Genomic DNA, 16,040 nt, shown 5'->3' on the forward strand with positions numbered 1-16,040 from the left:
GAATCTCGTCAGTTGGGTAACGCTAACTGACGAGGTTTTATTTTTTAAATTCAATTAATTTAGTTTCTCATATGATGATCTTTCGTTATGATTTAAATACCAGATATTTTTAACCGATTAGTAAGTTTTTAAGTGATGTAAAACTTTAAGATAAAATTTGTTTAATTGTTTTTCGCAAATAGTTTTGTTTACGGTAAAATTATATTGAATTGATTAATAAACTTTTTGACAATGCTGCATAAAAAAAATAAAAATAAAGAAAATAAATGGTTGCATCTTAGCTAGCAACGGAGTAAGATGTTCTTTGCGGGTGAGAAAACTCCCGGTTAAGTGAAAGTCATAAGCTTTCAACAACCAAGTTGGACGAAAATCTTTATGAATTTTATTTAGCACTATATACAAAAAGTAAATAGTACACTGGGATGACCTTACGACGACAATTATTTATCTTAGGAGGTTGTCATGTCTGAGAAAGAAATGACAGAAAAAAAGGGCTTAATTCAAAGCGCAGCAGATGATGCTAGTCTGGGCGATGTGAATGGCTCGGTAGAAATACCTAAAAGTGGTTCATTTTGGCGTAAATTATGGACCTTTTCAGGTCCAGGAGCATTAGTTGCCGTAGGGTATATGGATCCAGGTAATTGGGTAACTTCAGTTACCGGTGGAGCAACTTATCGTTACACCCTATTATCAGTTGTTTTGATTTCATCATTGATTGCAATGATGTTACAATATATGGCTGGTAAGTTGGGAATGGTTAAGCATGAAGACTTAGCTCAAGCGACTAGAAACCGTACGAATAAAACTGGTGGTATTGTTTTATGGATTATCAGTGAGTTAGCCTTGATGGCTACGGATATTGCTGAAGTTATTGGTGGAGCGATTGCGCTACACTTGTTGTTTGGTTGGTCAATGATTGCATCTGTTTTGACTACTGCTTTAGATGTTATCTTGTTGTTGCTATTGATGCGTTTTGGATTCCGAAAAATCGAAGCTATTGTTGTCACACTTATTTTAACGATTTTATTTATTTTCGGATACTTGGTCGTATCATCAGATCCTAACATGGTAGCATTGTTTGGTGGTTATCTACCACAAATTCAAGCAGTTAGCACAACTGGTATTCACGGTGCTGATTCACCACTTTTGATGACGTTAGGAATTATTGGAGCAACTGTTATGCCACATAATTTGTACTTGCACTCATCAATTTCACAAACACGTAATGTTAATCGTGATAACAAAGAAGAGCTAAAAGAAGGTGTTCGTTTTATGACATGGGATTCAAATATCCAATTGTCACTAGCCTTTGTTATTAACTCATTCCTATTGATTTTAGGAGCTTCTTTGTTCTTCGGTCACGGTGACTCAGTTGGAACATTTGGACAAATGTACAGTGCTTTGAGTGATAGTACAATTGCTGGAGCGATTGCTTCACCAATTCTATCGACTTTGTTTGCTGTTGCTTTGTTAGCGTCAGGTCAAAATTCAACAATTACTGGAACTCTAACTGGTGAAGTTATCATGGGTGGTTTCTTACACTTGAAGGTACCAATGTGGCTACGTCGTGTGATTACACGTGGTTTGGCCTTGATTCCGGTTGTCGCTTTCACATTAATATATGGTGGAGACGAGGGAAAGCTTGATCAATTGCTTGTTTATTCACAGGTGTTCTTATCAATTGCTTTGCCATTTGCGATGGCACCACTAATTGCCTTTACTTCGTCAAAGAAGGTTATGGGTGAAGATTTTGCTAATCCAAAGTGGATGACTTGGTTAGCTTGGCTTGTATTTATTGTCTTAACAGCATTAAATCTCCAATTAGTATTCCAAATTGTTGGTCAAATATTTAGCTAAGTAGTTAATCAGATTAACTATTAAAATCAAAAATTAAATGCACGGATAATGGTTTATTCATTATCCGTGCGTTTTTGACTATTAAAAAATAAGCATTTTCTTGACATACCATTATATGTCGTATAATATAATGGTATACGAAATATAACATTGAAAAATAGGGAGAAAAGCCATGAATATTCAAGTGCCAACTACGGTACTAGATGGCTCAGTATTAGCAGTATTAACTAAAGAGGATACTTACGGTTATATTATTACCAAAGCAATGCAAGAATTATTGGGGGTAAGCGAATCCACCATGTATCCGGTACTTAGACGGCTAAAACGAGATGGCTATCTAGAGACATACGATAAACCATTTGAAGGACGTAATCGACGATATTACCACATAACTGACTTAGGAGTAAGTCACCTGCAAGAAATTGTTCACTCATGGGCGTCATTTAGAGAGGCAGTTAATTCATTATTGGAGGAGCGTAATGATTAAAGAGTATTTAGATAATGTGAGATCTTATTTGAAAGATTTACCAACTGATGAACGGGAAGAATTATTACAATTTTACGAAGAACAAATGTTAGATGCGGGCTACTCAATACAAGATATTGAAGAAAAATATGGGACACCGAAACAATTCGCTCGTTCTTTAAAAATTGAGTATTTCATTGAAAATGATGAAGTAGCTGATGATACGGTACCACGTAGTACACGAACTAAAAATCGGATGAATCTTGTCTGGTTAGTCGTTTTAGGGTTATTTGCGTCACCTTTCTTAATTCCAATTGCGATTGGTGTGATTGGTATTTTGATATCAGCAATCATTTTGTTCTTGGGCATTTTATTTAGTATTTATGTTGGTATTATTGGTGTATTAGCAGGGGGATTAATCGCCTTTGTTAACGGTGTTATTTTACTTTGGCAATCAGTTGCGACCGGCGTCTTTTACATTGGAGCAGGGTTGCTGTTGACTGGTGCTGTTATCTTCTTTGCACCAATCGTTTGGCGTGTAACACGCTGGTTATTTGAAATGTTAGTAACATTTATCAAATGGGTAGGTAACCGTTATTTGAGTAAAAATAATGTAAAGGGGGCACATTAAGATGGGATTAAAAGCAGCATTAATCACTGGTGGTAGCGTCATGGTTGTTGGTGGCGCAATGGTAGTGATTGGTCTATCTACAGGTGCTAATACAGCTATTACTTGGGATAACGGCCCCAAAATTGTTGAGACGCATAAATTTAATAAGACACTTGCAGACCATCAATACAAAAAACTAACTATTAATGGTGGTTCAAATAGTATTATTAACTTAGTACAAGGCGATAAATGGCATATTTCAGGTCATTATACAAATATTGACCAGTTTAAATTGCATGCCGATAATGATGATTTGAATATCACCATGCATGATCGTGATCGATTTATCTTAGGGATTGAACCATCAAGTCAAAAGTTAACGATTACGGTACCTCGAGGGATTGATTTAGATAAATTAGCGGTTAGAACCGAGGGTAGTGGTGTTATTACGAAAGGCATTTCAGCTAAAAATGTCGTCATTACAAATTATTATGGTGGTGTTCGTTTACAATCACTACATGCAGATAAAATTAACATGAATGGTGAATCAAGTAGTTATCGTCTAAAAAATGTTAGTGCAAATCAATTACATGTAACTGGCGATGACGTTGCTTTTAATGCTAACCGACTAACACTTAAGGAAGCTAGTGAAATTAAGAGTGATAATTCAGATATTAAATTGAATAATGTCGTTGTGCCGGGGATGAGAGTGATTAATAGTGATAGTGACCTTGAAGTAAATGATAAAGATCAGGGTGAAACGGATTACATAACTGGTGATCAAAACAAAGCATTGAAGATAGCTGGTGAAGAGGGGTCAATAACGATTAATCATTAAAATTTTGCTACGTTACATTAAGAATTTATTTTTTGAAATAAGTTTAAGGTGTGTCAATCTACTATATTGAAGGGTAGATTAACATGCCTTTTTTTATATGGGCCATATTTTTTGATTGAATTATTTGGGTCATCGTTTAAACGATATTGTTTGAGGTTGAGCTGGTTCTCATTCTGTTTTAATGTTTGTTATAATATAAACATTGAAATGGAGATGATCACATGAAGATAAATCAATTTGGGATTATTGAGACAACTTTTGAACAAAAAATAACAGAGTTAACGGCGATTGGTTTTTATGATGCGCCAATTAAATTAGCTGCTCAACAGGGACCAATAACATTATTTGCAGCATTAATGAAGCAAGCAGCGACAAAAACGGCTGTAACAACTGAATTTTCTGATTATATGGTTAATGAAAATCAAAACTTAGCTGATTTTTTGACCACTTGTACAACGTTGACAATGCAAGAATTTGATAGTGTTGCACTACAATTATTACAATTTACAGAAAATGTTGACTACACATTAGCAGAACCAATGAAAGGCGTTCAGGCACTGGGATTGCCGTTGGCTAATATACCGGGAGTTTGGTCAACTAATGATTTGTTATCAGCATGGTATGACTTATTAACGACCCATACTAAAAATGGGCTTCAGTTTATTGATTTTTTGGCGAGTCATGGCTACTTTAAAACCACTAACGAATCACTATTTTTTAATGGTAAAGCAATGGTGACTTTTGATACAAAGGCATTAAAAAAGGAAGTTGTTTACGTTGAAACTGATTTAGATACGGATGATGATGGTATAAAAGATTTGGTCCGTGTTGATATTATTCGACCAACAACGAACCAGTTAGTGCCTGTATTGTTTACAGCATCTCCATATTATCAAGGAACAAATGATGCTATTAGTGATCAAAAAATGCATAAGGTTAATGTACCACTAGAAAGAAAGCGACCAAACCATGTTACGTATGACGAAATTGCCTATCAAGCAGCACCAACTAACGTGTTGGCAAGTCATGAAAAAAATGGCGAAACATCGGTAGCCACCAAAACATTTTATCCAACGGCACATGTTGATTTAAATAACTATTTCTTATCGCGTGGTTTTGCAGTTGTGTACTCGTCTGGGGTGGGAACGCGTGATTCGGATGGTATGCAAGATACTGGTTCACCAGAACAAGTAGCTAGTATGCAGGCGGTTGTTGAATGGTTGGCAGGTAATCGGCGTGCATTTACTGACAAAACAAGCGGTATAACAATTAAAGCGGTATGGTCGAATGGTAAAGTTGCTATGACTGGTAAATCCTATTTGGGGACGTTAGCGACAGCGGTAGCGACAACAGGCGTTGCTGGTCTAGAAACGGTTATTTCTGAAGCAGCAATTTCTGACTGGTATCAATATTATCGTGACAATGGTTTAACGATTGCACCAGGTGGTTTTCCTGGTGAGGATATGGATGTTTTGGCAGAATTAGTATATTCAAGAATGCAGGATGCAGGTGACTGGCATCGGACTAAAGCGCAATGGCATCAAAAACAAGTGCAAACTGCTCAAGAGATGGATCGAGTAGGTGGTAATTATAATGCCTATTGGGATGCACGTAATTATTTAAAAAATGTTCCCAACGTCAAGGCTGATGTAATTATGGTACAGGGATTAAATGATTGGAACGTGAAGCCACGCCAGGTCTTTCGTTTATACCAAAAATTACAAGAGTTGAATATTGTCAAAAAGTTATATTTACATCAAGGTCAGCATATTTATATTAATAACAATCGGTCATTAGATTTTAGTGATCAAATGAATTTATGGCTAAGCTATAAATTATATGATGTTAATAATCAGGCCCAAACACAATTACCAGATATAACATGGCAAAATAATCAACAGTCAGATACGTGGCAGACAAAGGCTAGTTGGGGGCAAACAACACCAACAGCTATTTCATTAGCTAATGTGCAAACACCAGTTAGTTATACAGATCAGCAAACGAAGCAAGCTTATGCTACTTACAGTAAAGACTATCAAACTTGGCGCTCGTTAATGATGAATCGTGAAAAGCATGATTTGGACCATGCACGCATTATGTTTTTACAACCTAAACAGGCGCAAGATTTGTTAATTGATGGTGAGGTATCTTTGCAATTGCGCATGAAATCATCTGCAAATGTTGGCTTGGTCAGTGCAATGTTAGTTGATTATGGGATAGAACGACGCTTAACGACTAAACCTGTGCCCCAAGGGGAACAAATTGATCGTGGCAAGAATTGGCAACCAACGTCATTAGTTGAATTTGAATTAGCACAAGCAACGCCATTTAAAATGATAACGATTGGTCATATAAATATGCAAAATCGTGAAAACCCATGGCGGGTCAATGATTTAAGACCACAGGAATATGTTGATTTAACCTTAACTTTGCAACCAACGTTATATCAGTTAACAGCAGGCCATCAATTAGGTGTTGTTATTTACGGGACTGATTTTGAAATGACAGTGCGTGGCAATCAAAATATTACTTATACAATTGATACAAAGCACAGTCAGTTATTAGTGCCAATTGTGACATTAGCAGATGCAAAAGATTAATAGGAAAAGATAAATGGGACGAAAATTAATTGGGATTGATTTAGATAGTACAACATTAAATGACGCTGGACAGGTATCATTAATGACGCAACAAATGATTAAAAAGGCGCAGCAGGCGGGCCATGTGGTTGCCATTATAACGGGGCGGCCTGTGCGTTTGTCAATGGATATTTATCATCAGTTGGGGCTTGTATCGCCAATGGTTAATTTTAATGGGGCACTTGGTGAAATTCCTAATACGCCTTGGGAGCATGCTTATTCTTATAAAGTAGATCGTGAAATTGCGTTTGATTTGATTGAAAACGCAACTGATTTGGCGATTAAATCGATTGTTGCTGAAAATCGTTCTGAATTTTGGACAAACAGCGTAATTGCACCCAAAAATCCAGCTGAGGCCTTTTTCTTTCCACAAAATGAAGCAACAACACAGATGTTGAATCGATTAAATTTAAAAAAGAATATTAATTCAATTTTGATTGAGGCCCAAAATGAAACGCATCAAAACGTGATCCAAGAATATGTGACAAATCGATATGGTGCTGATCGGGTAATGGTTAAGACATGGGGTGCGAGTTCACCAGTCCTAGAAATTGCCCCTGCTGGGGTGGCTAAAGATACTGGGTTACAGATTTTACAACGGGCTTTTAACATTGATAAGGCTGATGTATATGCTTTTGGAGATGAGATGAATGATTATGAAATGATTGACTATGCCACGCACGGTGTTGTCATGAAAAATGGTAATTCACAGTTAAAAGCGATTGCCAATGATGTGACTGAATATACTAATGATGAAGATGGGTTGGCTAAGTATTTAGCTAAAATTATTTAAGTATCTAAAAAATGGACTATTAATAGCGCTTTGAACATGTGGTTTTTTATATTTAAAATACTACTTTCAAGCTAAAAAAACGTGTAAAATAAGTATATTATATTGATTAAAACGTTTATTAAGAATGCGTGCCTCATTTACTAGGGTGAGAATTAAACGGTAAGTGACACGTTATCTATGATAATCTAGCAAATTTGCCAGATGACATATACTAAATGTAAAATTTTTTGTAAAATAGCTATAGCAAAGCATGAAAGGAATTAACATGGCAAACGAGCAAATTACGCGTGAAGAAGTTGAACATGTAGCTAACTTAGCAAAGTTAGCTTTAACGGATACAGCAGCTGATATGTTTACAGATCATCTAGGTAAAATTTTTGATGTGGTTACAACGTTAGCTGAGGTAGATACAGAAAATGTTAAACCAACGTATTCAGTTACGGAAATGCATACAGTCTTACGAGATGATGTGGCTAATAATGCCCACCAATCGCAAGAATTGTTGCATAATGCACCAGAACACCAAGACACCTTAATTAAGGTGCCTGCAATTCTTGATGGGGGAGCTAAAGATTAATGGATTTTTTGCATACAGATATTCAAAAGTTGCATGAAAAGCTTGTCAACAAAGAGATAACAGCTGTTGATTTGGTAAAAGAAACTTTAGCAAACATCGAACAGACTGATGCCACTTATGATGCATTTCTAGCAACAATGACAGATAAGGCTTTGGCCGAAGCAGCTGCAATTGATGAAGCAGGTATTGATCCGGATAATATTTTATCTGGAATTCCATATGGTATTAAAGATAATTTAATTACTAAGGATGTTACTACAACTGCTGCATCAAAGATTTTGCAAGACTTCAAGCCTATTTATGATGCCACTGTTGTATCGCGTTTACGCCAACAAGGTGCAATCGGGGTTGGTAAGTTGAACATGGATGAATTTGCCATGGGCTCAACAACTGAAACGTCATATTATAAGCAGACTAAGAATGCTTGGGATCAAACAAAGGTACCTGGTGGTTCTTCTGGTGGTTCTGCTGTCGCAGTTGCTGCTGGGCAAGTACCATTTGCGTTGGGAACTGATACGGGTGGTTCAATCCGTCAACCAGCTGCTTTTAATGGTATTGTGGGTATGAAGCCAACTTATGGCCGTGTTTCACGTTTTGGTGTAATTGCCTTTGCATCTTCACTTGACCAAGTGGGCGTATTTACGCGTAATGTTAAAGACAATGCCAGCGTCTTGCGTACGATCTCGGGTACTGACGTTAATGATCAAACGTCATCAGACCAACCCGTACCTGATTTTACAGCACATTTAGATGGTGATATTAAAGGCTTGAAAATTGCCGTACCAACGGAATATTTTGCTGATGGGATTGATGATCAAATCAAAGCAACCGTTCGTGCAGGTATTGAAAAGTTACGTGAATTAGGTGCAACGGTTGATGAAGTTTCATTACCACACACAAAGTATGGGGTTGCTGCTTATTACATCATCGCTTCTGCTGAGGCATCTTCAAACTTGCAACGTTTCGATGGTATTCGTTATGGATTCCGTCCAGAAAATGTTAAGAATTTAGAAGATTTGTACGTTCAAACACGTACACAAGGCTTTGGAGATGAGGTTAAGCGTCGTATCATGCTTGGAACATACTCATTATCAGCCGGTTCATATGATGCTTTCTTTAAAAAGGCTGCGCAAGTACGTACGTTGATGAATGATGACTTCCAAAAGGTATTTGCCGATTATGATTTGATTGTTGCACCAACAACACCAAATGTCGCCTATGACTTTGGTGCTAACCAAGATGATCCTGAAGTCACATATATGAATGACGTTTTGACAATTCCAGTTAACATGGCTGGGTTACCAGGTATGTCAGTACCGGCCGGCTTTGTTGATGGTTTACCTGTTGGTATGCAATTGATTGCTAATCGTTATCAAGAAGAAACCATTTATCGCGCAGCGTATGCGTATGAGCAAGCAACGCGTTTGTTTGAAAAAGTACCAGGAGGTAAGGATTAATGGCAGTTCCAAATTTTGAAACGACAATTGGTTTAGAAGTCCACGTTGAGTTAAAAACAAATTCTAAGGCAATGTCACCTTCTCCAGTACAATATGGTGCACAACCCAACGCCAATACAAACGTTATTGATTGGGGTTATCCAGGGGTTTTGCCACAAGCAAATAAAGGTGCTTTGGAATTCGGTATGATGGCTTCTTTGGCTTTGAATGCCGATATTACTCGTGATTTGCATTGGGATCGTAAGAATTATTTCTATCCAGATAATCCTAAGGCATATCAAATTACACAACAACAAGAACCTATTGGCCGTAATGGTTGGTTGGAGATTGAATTTGAAGGTCAAAAGAAGCGCGTAGGGATTACTGAATTACACGTCGAAGAAGATGCGGGTAAGAATACCCACGGAACAGATGGTTATTCTTATGTTGATTTGAATCGTCAAGGAACGCCTTTAATTGAAATTGTTGGTGCTCCTGATATTTCATCACCTGATGAAGCATATGCTTACCTAGAAGCATTACGTCAAGCTATCCAGTTTACGGGTATTTCTGATGTTAAGATGCAAGAAGGTTCAATGCGTGTTGATGCAAACATTTCAATTCGTCCCGTTGGGGCTAAAGAATACGGTACAAAGGTTGAGTTGAAAAACTTGAATTCATTTAACTATGTACGTAAAGCTTTGGCATTTGAAGAGAACCGCCATGCTAAGATTTATATGTCAGGTGGTACAATTCAACAACAGACTCGTCGTTTTGATGAAGCAACTGGTGAAACTGTTTTGATGCGTGTTAAAGAAACGGCAGATGATTACCGTTACTTCCCAGAGCCTGATTTGACACCAGTGCATATCAGCGATGAGTGGGTTGAAGAAGTGCAAGCTAAGTTGCCAGAAACAGCTAGTGTTCGTAAAGCACGTTATGTTGATGAACTTGGCTTAGAGGTCTATGATTCAGAAGTATTGACGCAAACATTGGCAATGTCAAATTTCTTTGATGCAACAGTTGCACAAGGTGCTGATCCAAAACGTGCGGCTAATTATTTGATGGGTGATGTTAATGCCTTTTTGAATGAGCAACAAGCTGATTTGGAAGAAACCCCATTAACACCAGCTCACTTAGCCGATATGATTAAGCTAATTGATGATGGTACGATTTCAACTAAGATGGCCAAGAAGGTTTTCAAAGCTATCACTAAGGGTGAAGACCCAATTGAGTTTGTTGAAAAGAATGGCTTGAAACAATTATCTGATCCGGCAATTTTGACACCGCTGATTGATGACATTTTGGATAATAATGAACAATCAATTATTGATTTCCATAATGGAAAAGATCGTGCGGTTGGATTCTTAGTGGGTCAAATTATGAAACAAACTAAAGGTAGTGCTAATCCAGCAGTTGTCAATAAGTTACTGATGGCTGGATTACAAGCACGTAAGCCAGAATAAACTAAAAATAATGTTGTACATCGTTTGATGATGTTGACACTAAGAAATCAGACAGTTTGTCTGATTTCATACATATACTAACAATAGGAGTAATAATGTAATGAAACGAGCTCGAATTATCTATAATCCAACGTCTGGTCGTGAGGCGATTCGTCGAGATTTAGTTGATATTTTAGATGTTTATGAACAAGCTGGCTATGAAACGAGTGCGTTTGCAACAACCCCTGAAGAAAATTCAGCAATGAATGAGGCAACTCGTGCAGCGAAGGCAGGGTTTGATCTAATTATTGCTGCAGGTGGTGACGGTACAATAAACGAAGTCGTTAATGGTATTGCACCGTTGGAACACCGACCAATGATGGCTATCATTCCAGCTGGGACAACTAATGATTATGCGCGTGCATTGCGCATACCACGTGAAGATCCGTTAGCTGCAGCTCGTGTAATTTTAAAGGGGCGGGCTGCTAAAATGGATATTGGTCAGTCAAATGATTCGTATTTTATTAATATTGCTGCAGGTGGTTCTTTATCAGAATTAACGTATTCGGTTCCTTCTAAGTTAAAGTCAATGTATGGTTACTTGGCTTATGTTGTAAAAGGGGCTGAAATGTTGACTAGTATTAAACCCATGGATTTGCATATTAAATACGACGATGGTGAGTTTAAAGGTAAGTCAGCCATGTTTTTCTTGGCATTAACTAATTCAGTTGGTGGCTTTGAACAAATCGTGCCCGATGCTAAGTTAGATGATGGTAAGTTTACCTTGTTGATTGTTAAGACAACTAAGTTTGCAGAAATTTTGAATCTGATTACTGAAGTCTTAAAAGGAAAGCATATTAATAATCCTAATTTAATTTATGCAAAGTCTGAACGTGTTGAAGTATCGTCATTAAAGAACGACAAAATTATGATTAATCTTGATGGTGAATATGGTGGGGATGCACCAGTTACGTTTATTAATCATAAACAGCATATTAAAATTGTCGCTAATATTGATGATGCTGCCAGTGATATGCTGATTGATGCACCCGTTGAATTGAATGATTAAAAAGATAAAAAATATTATAAGTTACTAGGTTTGAAGAATCTAGTAACTTTTTTTGTGTTGTTAATTTAGTGATTATTGATGATAAAGTTTATTACCAAGTATTCTGTCCACATGGGTCATTATTTTATTAACGATGCATCGACGTGAAAATCAAGGACAACCGATGCGAGATGTTTTTACTGCAATTAAAGAAGTAGCTATCGAAAATTCTAATATCGATGTTATTTATCCAGTCCATTTAAGTCCTAATGTGCAAAAGATTGCACATGAAATTTTTGCAAATATTGACAATATCCATTTAATTGCCCCTTTAGAGGTTACTGATTTTCATAATTTAGCTGCACGTAGTTACTTTATTATGACTGACTCAGGTGGTGTACAGGAAGAAGCACCATCGTTAAATAAACCTGTTTTAGTTTTAAGAGATACAACGGAGCGTCCAGAAGGGGTCGATGCAGGTACTTTAGAACTAGTTGGGACAGATACATTTAAAGTAAAACAAGCAATGCTTACGCTTTTGCATGATGCTGATAAATATAAAAGAGTTGCAAATGCTCAGAATCCTTACGGTGATGGTCATACAGCAGAACGAATTGTGAATATTTGCCAAGAGTATTTTGCTAAAAAGTAAGTGCGAAAACAATTAGCCATAAATCATACTTTTAAATGAATAACATAAATGAATGACCACTATATTTTTTATGAAATTTAGTGGTCATTTTTAATTGATGTATTGAATTATTCATTTTAAATAATAAAAATTTAAAATGAATAACCGCTTAATTTATATAGATTTTACTGATATTAATATATAAATAGATACTTTTTGGAAATAATAGACCGTTTTTGATAATGACGAAAACTTATTTAATAACCTAAAATTGTTTAGTAATTGCAAAAATTTTGGGAGGTTATATTTCATGAGTAATAATAATTCAAAAGAACATTACAAGATGTATAAGGATGGTAAGCGATGGGTATTTGCTAGTATATCTGTAATGACCGTGATGTTAACGGGGGCATTTCATGCTGATAATGTCCATGCTGATACGACTGATGATACTAATTCTGAGATTAGTAATAATAACACAACAAATTATTTGTCACAATCACAAGTAGTTTTAGATAATAGGCCAGCAGCAAAAGGGGGAAATTTACCTGCTTCTAAGGATAAGCAGGTAACAACGCCAACTGATTCTGAAGGTGATAAGAATAATATAGATATTTTAAATAATGAAGTAAAAACAGATGAACAAATAAAGGACAATTCATCAAATATTAGTTCAGTTTCTTCAAATGCTGAAGTAACTACAGTCAAGGCTGAATCTAGTTTAAATAATGCTGATTCTCATAAATCAGTGGCAACAAGTGATGCGATGTCTGTAAATAGTGCATCAGTAGCAAATAGTAGTGAAGCAATTATTACAAGTAGTGCTACAGATGCTAATAGTGCAGTAACAGCAAATAGTAGTGAAACAATTATTACAAGTAGTGCTACAGGTGCCAATAGTGCAGTCACAACAAATAGTAGCGCAGTAAGTGTTAATAATGAAGTAACTGCAACGAGCAGTGTAACAAGTGCTAATAGTGCAGTGGCGGCAAATAGTAGTGAAGCAAGTTTAAATAGTGAGGCAGTAGTAAATAGTAATGTAGCAAATGTTGATAGTGAAGCTACTACAACGAATGGTGTAGACATTAGTCGTAATAATGTAGTACTTCATTCATCATCTGTTACAGATAATGACATACAAAAGGTTAATATGGTATCACGTACAGAAGTTACACCTCAAATTACTTCTAGTATTCATGTTTCCAATTGGGATGAATTTACAAACGCTTTAACAAATAAAGATATTAATGAAATTATCGTAGATAATAATATTACTGCAACAAATAGTAATTCACAGACGATTGCAGTTAGAGATAATAATACTTTATTAATTCGCTCAAATGATGATGGTCGTTATGCTATTGATTTTAGAAGTGCTTATCCAAAAGGCCAACTTAACTTAACCTATGAAAATATTGATCTTTATGGAATGGTTTATTATGGTGTTATAAACACAAACGTAGGACTATCTTCTGCACCATCAAGTATTACGTTTAGAAATACAAGTTATACAGGGGCACAATTAGTTTATGCAGGTGATAGTACAACTATTATCTTCCAGGGTAAAAATAGTATTAAAACGGTTGATTCGTATACTAGTCTAGTTGATGGATCAATGGTAAGTGTTGGTAATTCACAACAAGCTTTAGAATTTACAGGTAAAGATGATCATATTATTTTCGACGAAAACTCAATTTTTGAAGGCTCAACATTCAAAGATAATGTTATCCGTATGACGGGAAATAATAGTAGTATTACGGTTAAAAAGGGTGCAGTTGTTACTTTAACACCACATGATAATGGTACAGGACTTGGTGGCTCCGCCGAATGGGGTAGTAAAGCCAATGGAATCTACATGTCAGGTAGTGGTGTTTTAACCGTTGAAAACGGTGGAACTTTGAATATTAATGCAGGAGAAAATTCATCTCAAGGGGTTGCTGCAATTAGTATTACAGATCCAAATACGACTGTACATATTAATGAAGGTGGTACTATTAATATTAATGTTACCGGGAACATTAGTAGCTACAGTGGTAGTGGGCAATCAGCCAATACAGCTGTTTACATTAATGGTCAACTAAAAACAGACTATGGTGCATCTTTTAATGTTAACGGCTATGACATGGGGACGTTCTCTGGAACACTAGTTAAAATTTCTGGAAACGCTAAACTATTGGGTAGTACTTTTAAAATTTCATTAGATGATGCAACTAGTGGTACTGGAACAATTATTTTGTTAGATGCAGGTGGAAATGTTTCGATTGAAAATCCAAAAGACTTCTTGTTACATTTAGGAACTAATTCACAAGCACAGTGGATTAAAAATGGTAGTTTTAGTTTGTCAAAAGCACGATTGAAGACAAATAACACAACGACAGGTCCTTTTAAAACAATTAGTTTTACTATACGTGATGGTAATATTTTGGTTACTGATGCTGATAGTAAAAATATTATTGGGTTAACACAGGCCGATGAAAATAGTTTAATTTCATTATTAGATCAATTAGGTAGTGATGAAAGTATTGCATCCTTGGAATTTGTGCAAGCTAATGATGAAGTAGAAATTATTGATAATAATGTTACGATTACTAAAGAAAATGGTAACTATTTAGAAGTTAGCGGTTATACTGATATACCCGGTGCATATATACATGCCACAATTAATGGTAATGAATTTGCTGGGCAAAAATTGGATAGCCCGTACTGGAGAGAAAATGGAATAGACAGCACTGTTGTTTATGCTGCACAATCATCAATGGTAAAAGATCCAAATGGTAAAGGATATAAATTTACATTTGAAATTCCAAACGATATTGTGAATACTTTGGCACCAGGTGCAATGATTGATTTATATGCAACATTTAATTTTGTGGATAGTGACATTGTGTCGGCTGACTTAGGTATTTTAGGTGTTCAACAATATAAAGATAATGTTAATTTAGCGGCAAACGATGCTATCAGCCATATTAATGGATTAACTAATTTAACAGATCAGCAAAAAGAACGTCTAGTTAGCCAAGTTGACACTATTGTTACTAATACTAGTGATAAATTTATAGATGATGTATCACAGAATTCTACTAATACAGCCATTTATAATTCGTTTATTGACGATTTAAATACAATAACTGGTTTGGCAGATGGTCAAGATAATGCAATGAATTTATTGCAAACAGCAGCTGAAAATACGATTAATGATATTGAAAATATAGATGGTTTAACAAGTACACAAATAAGTGATTATGAATCACAAATAAATAATGTGCGTAATGATGCAATCCTGGAAATTGGGCAGACATTAAGTCCTGAAGATGCTTTGACTGCAGAACAAAATGGTGAAATTAGTTTTACCAATATTAAAAATGCGGCTAAGTTACAAGCCGCTAAGAATGATGGTATCGCAAAGTTAGATGAAGCTAAGAACACGACGATTGCCCAAATTACAGAATCAGGTTTGAGTGCAGATCGACAAACTGCATTGATTAATGCCGTCAATGAAGCGCATGATACAGCCGTTGATAAGGTGACAGCAGACACAACGATTGCACAAGTTAACCAAGATACGACAGATGGCGTTAATGCCATTAATAGTATTGCAGGCACAGTTACTGAAGAAAGTGAAGCCTTACAAGCCGCACAAGAGACAGCGCAAAATGCCATTAATGCAGCAGCGGAAGCTGCCAAGAACGACATTAATAAT

At 36.1% G+C, this 16,040-nt stretch carries 11 protein-coding genes and 1 pseudogene; all 12 read left to right on the top strand.

The window, feature by feature from the left end:
- Positions 1-462 precede the first annotated feature (462 nt).
- Positions 463-1,857, top strand: coding sequence for an Nramp family divalent metal transporter (locus G7Y65_RS06740; RefSeq protein ID WP_165314750.1), 1,395 nt, complete (start codon positions 463-465; stop codon positions 1,855-1,857).
- A gap of 172 nt (positions 1,858-2,029) precedes the next feature.
- Positions 2,030-2,344 (top strand): PadR family transcriptional regulator, encoded by a 315-nt coding sequence (locus tag G7Y65_RS06745; RefSeq protein ID WP_042492845.1) that lies wholly within the window; start codon positions 2,030-2,032, stop codon positions 2,342-2,344.
- Complete coding sequence (locus G7Y65_RS06750) at positions 2,337-2,954, top strand: DUF1700 domain-containing protein (RefSeq protein WP_052348401.1); 618 nt, start codon at positions 2,337-2,339, stop codon at positions 2,952-2,954. The genes G7Y65_RS06745 and G7Y65_RS06750 overlap by 8 nt, the downstream gene beginning before the upstream one ends.
- 1 nt (position 2,955) lies before the next feature.
- Entirely contained in the window at positions 2,956-3,771 is an 816-nt protein-coding gene (locus tag G7Y65_RS06755; RefSeq protein ID WP_042492846.1) for a DUF4097 family beta strand repeat-containing protein, read from the top strand.
- 221 nt (positions 3,772-3,992) lie between these two features.
- Entirely contained in the window at positions 3,993-6,371 is a 2,379-nt protein-coding gene (locus tag G7Y65_RS06760; protein WP_165314751.1) for a Xaa-Pro dipeptidyl-peptidase, read from the top strand.
- Positions 6,372-6,384: 13 nt separating this feature from the next.
- A complete protein-coding gene (locus tag G7Y65_RS06765; RefSeq protein WP_147161750.1) occupies positions 6,385-7,203 on the top strand; it encodes a Cof-type HAD-IIB family hydrolase in 819 nt (272 codons plus the stop codon).
- 265 nt (positions 7,204-7,468) lie between these two features.
- Positions 7,469-7,780 carry an Asp-tRNA(Asn)/Glu-tRNA(Gln) amidotransferase subunit GatC gene (gene gatC, locus G7Y65_RS06770; RefSeq protein WP_042492849.1) on the top strand — a complete coding sequence of 104 codons (312 nt, stop codon included), beginning with the start codon at positions 7,469-7,471 and terminating at the stop codon, positions 7,778-7,780.
- Entirely contained in the window at positions 7,780-9,237 is a 1,458-nt protein-coding gene (gene gatA, locus G7Y65_RS06775; RefSeq protein WP_147161751.1) for an Asp-tRNA(Asn)/Glu-tRNA(Gln) amidotransferase subunit GatA, read from the top strand. Before gatC ends, gatA begins: the two co-directional genes overlap by 1 nt.
- A complete protein-coding gene (gatB, locus tag G7Y65_RS06780) occupies positions 9,237-10,682 on the top strand; it encodes an Asp-tRNA(Asn)/Glu-tRNA(Gln) amidotransferase subunit GatB (RefSeq protein ID WP_137600676.1) in 1,446 nt (481 codons plus the stop codon). The genes gatA and gatB overlap by 1 nt, the downstream gene beginning before the upstream one ends.
- 100 nt (positions 10,683-10,782) lie before the next feature.
- Entirely contained in the window at positions 10,783-11,730 is a 948-nt protein-coding gene (locus tag G7Y65_RS06785) for a diacylglycerol kinase (RefSeq protein ID WP_042492854.1), read from the top strand.
- Between the two features lie 118 nt (positions 11,731-11,848).
- A pseudogene (gene wecB, locus G7Y65_RS06790) lies at positions 11,849-12,361 on the top strand (non-hydrolyzing UDP-N-acetylglucosamine 2-epimerase); the annotation flags it as partial.
- A 289-nt stretch (positions 12,362-12,650) separates the two neighbouring features.
- A partial coding sequence (locus G7Y65_RS06795; protein ID WP_165314752.1) for a KxYKxGKxW signal peptide domain-containing protein occupies positions 12,651-16,040 on the top strand: 3,390 nt, incomplete at its 3' end.

Origin of the sequence: Weissella sagaensis, assembly GCF_010306265.1 — a bacterium.
Taxonomy (GTDB): Bacteria; Bacillota; Bacilli; order Lactobacillales; family Lactobacillaceae; genus Weissella; species Weissella sagaensis.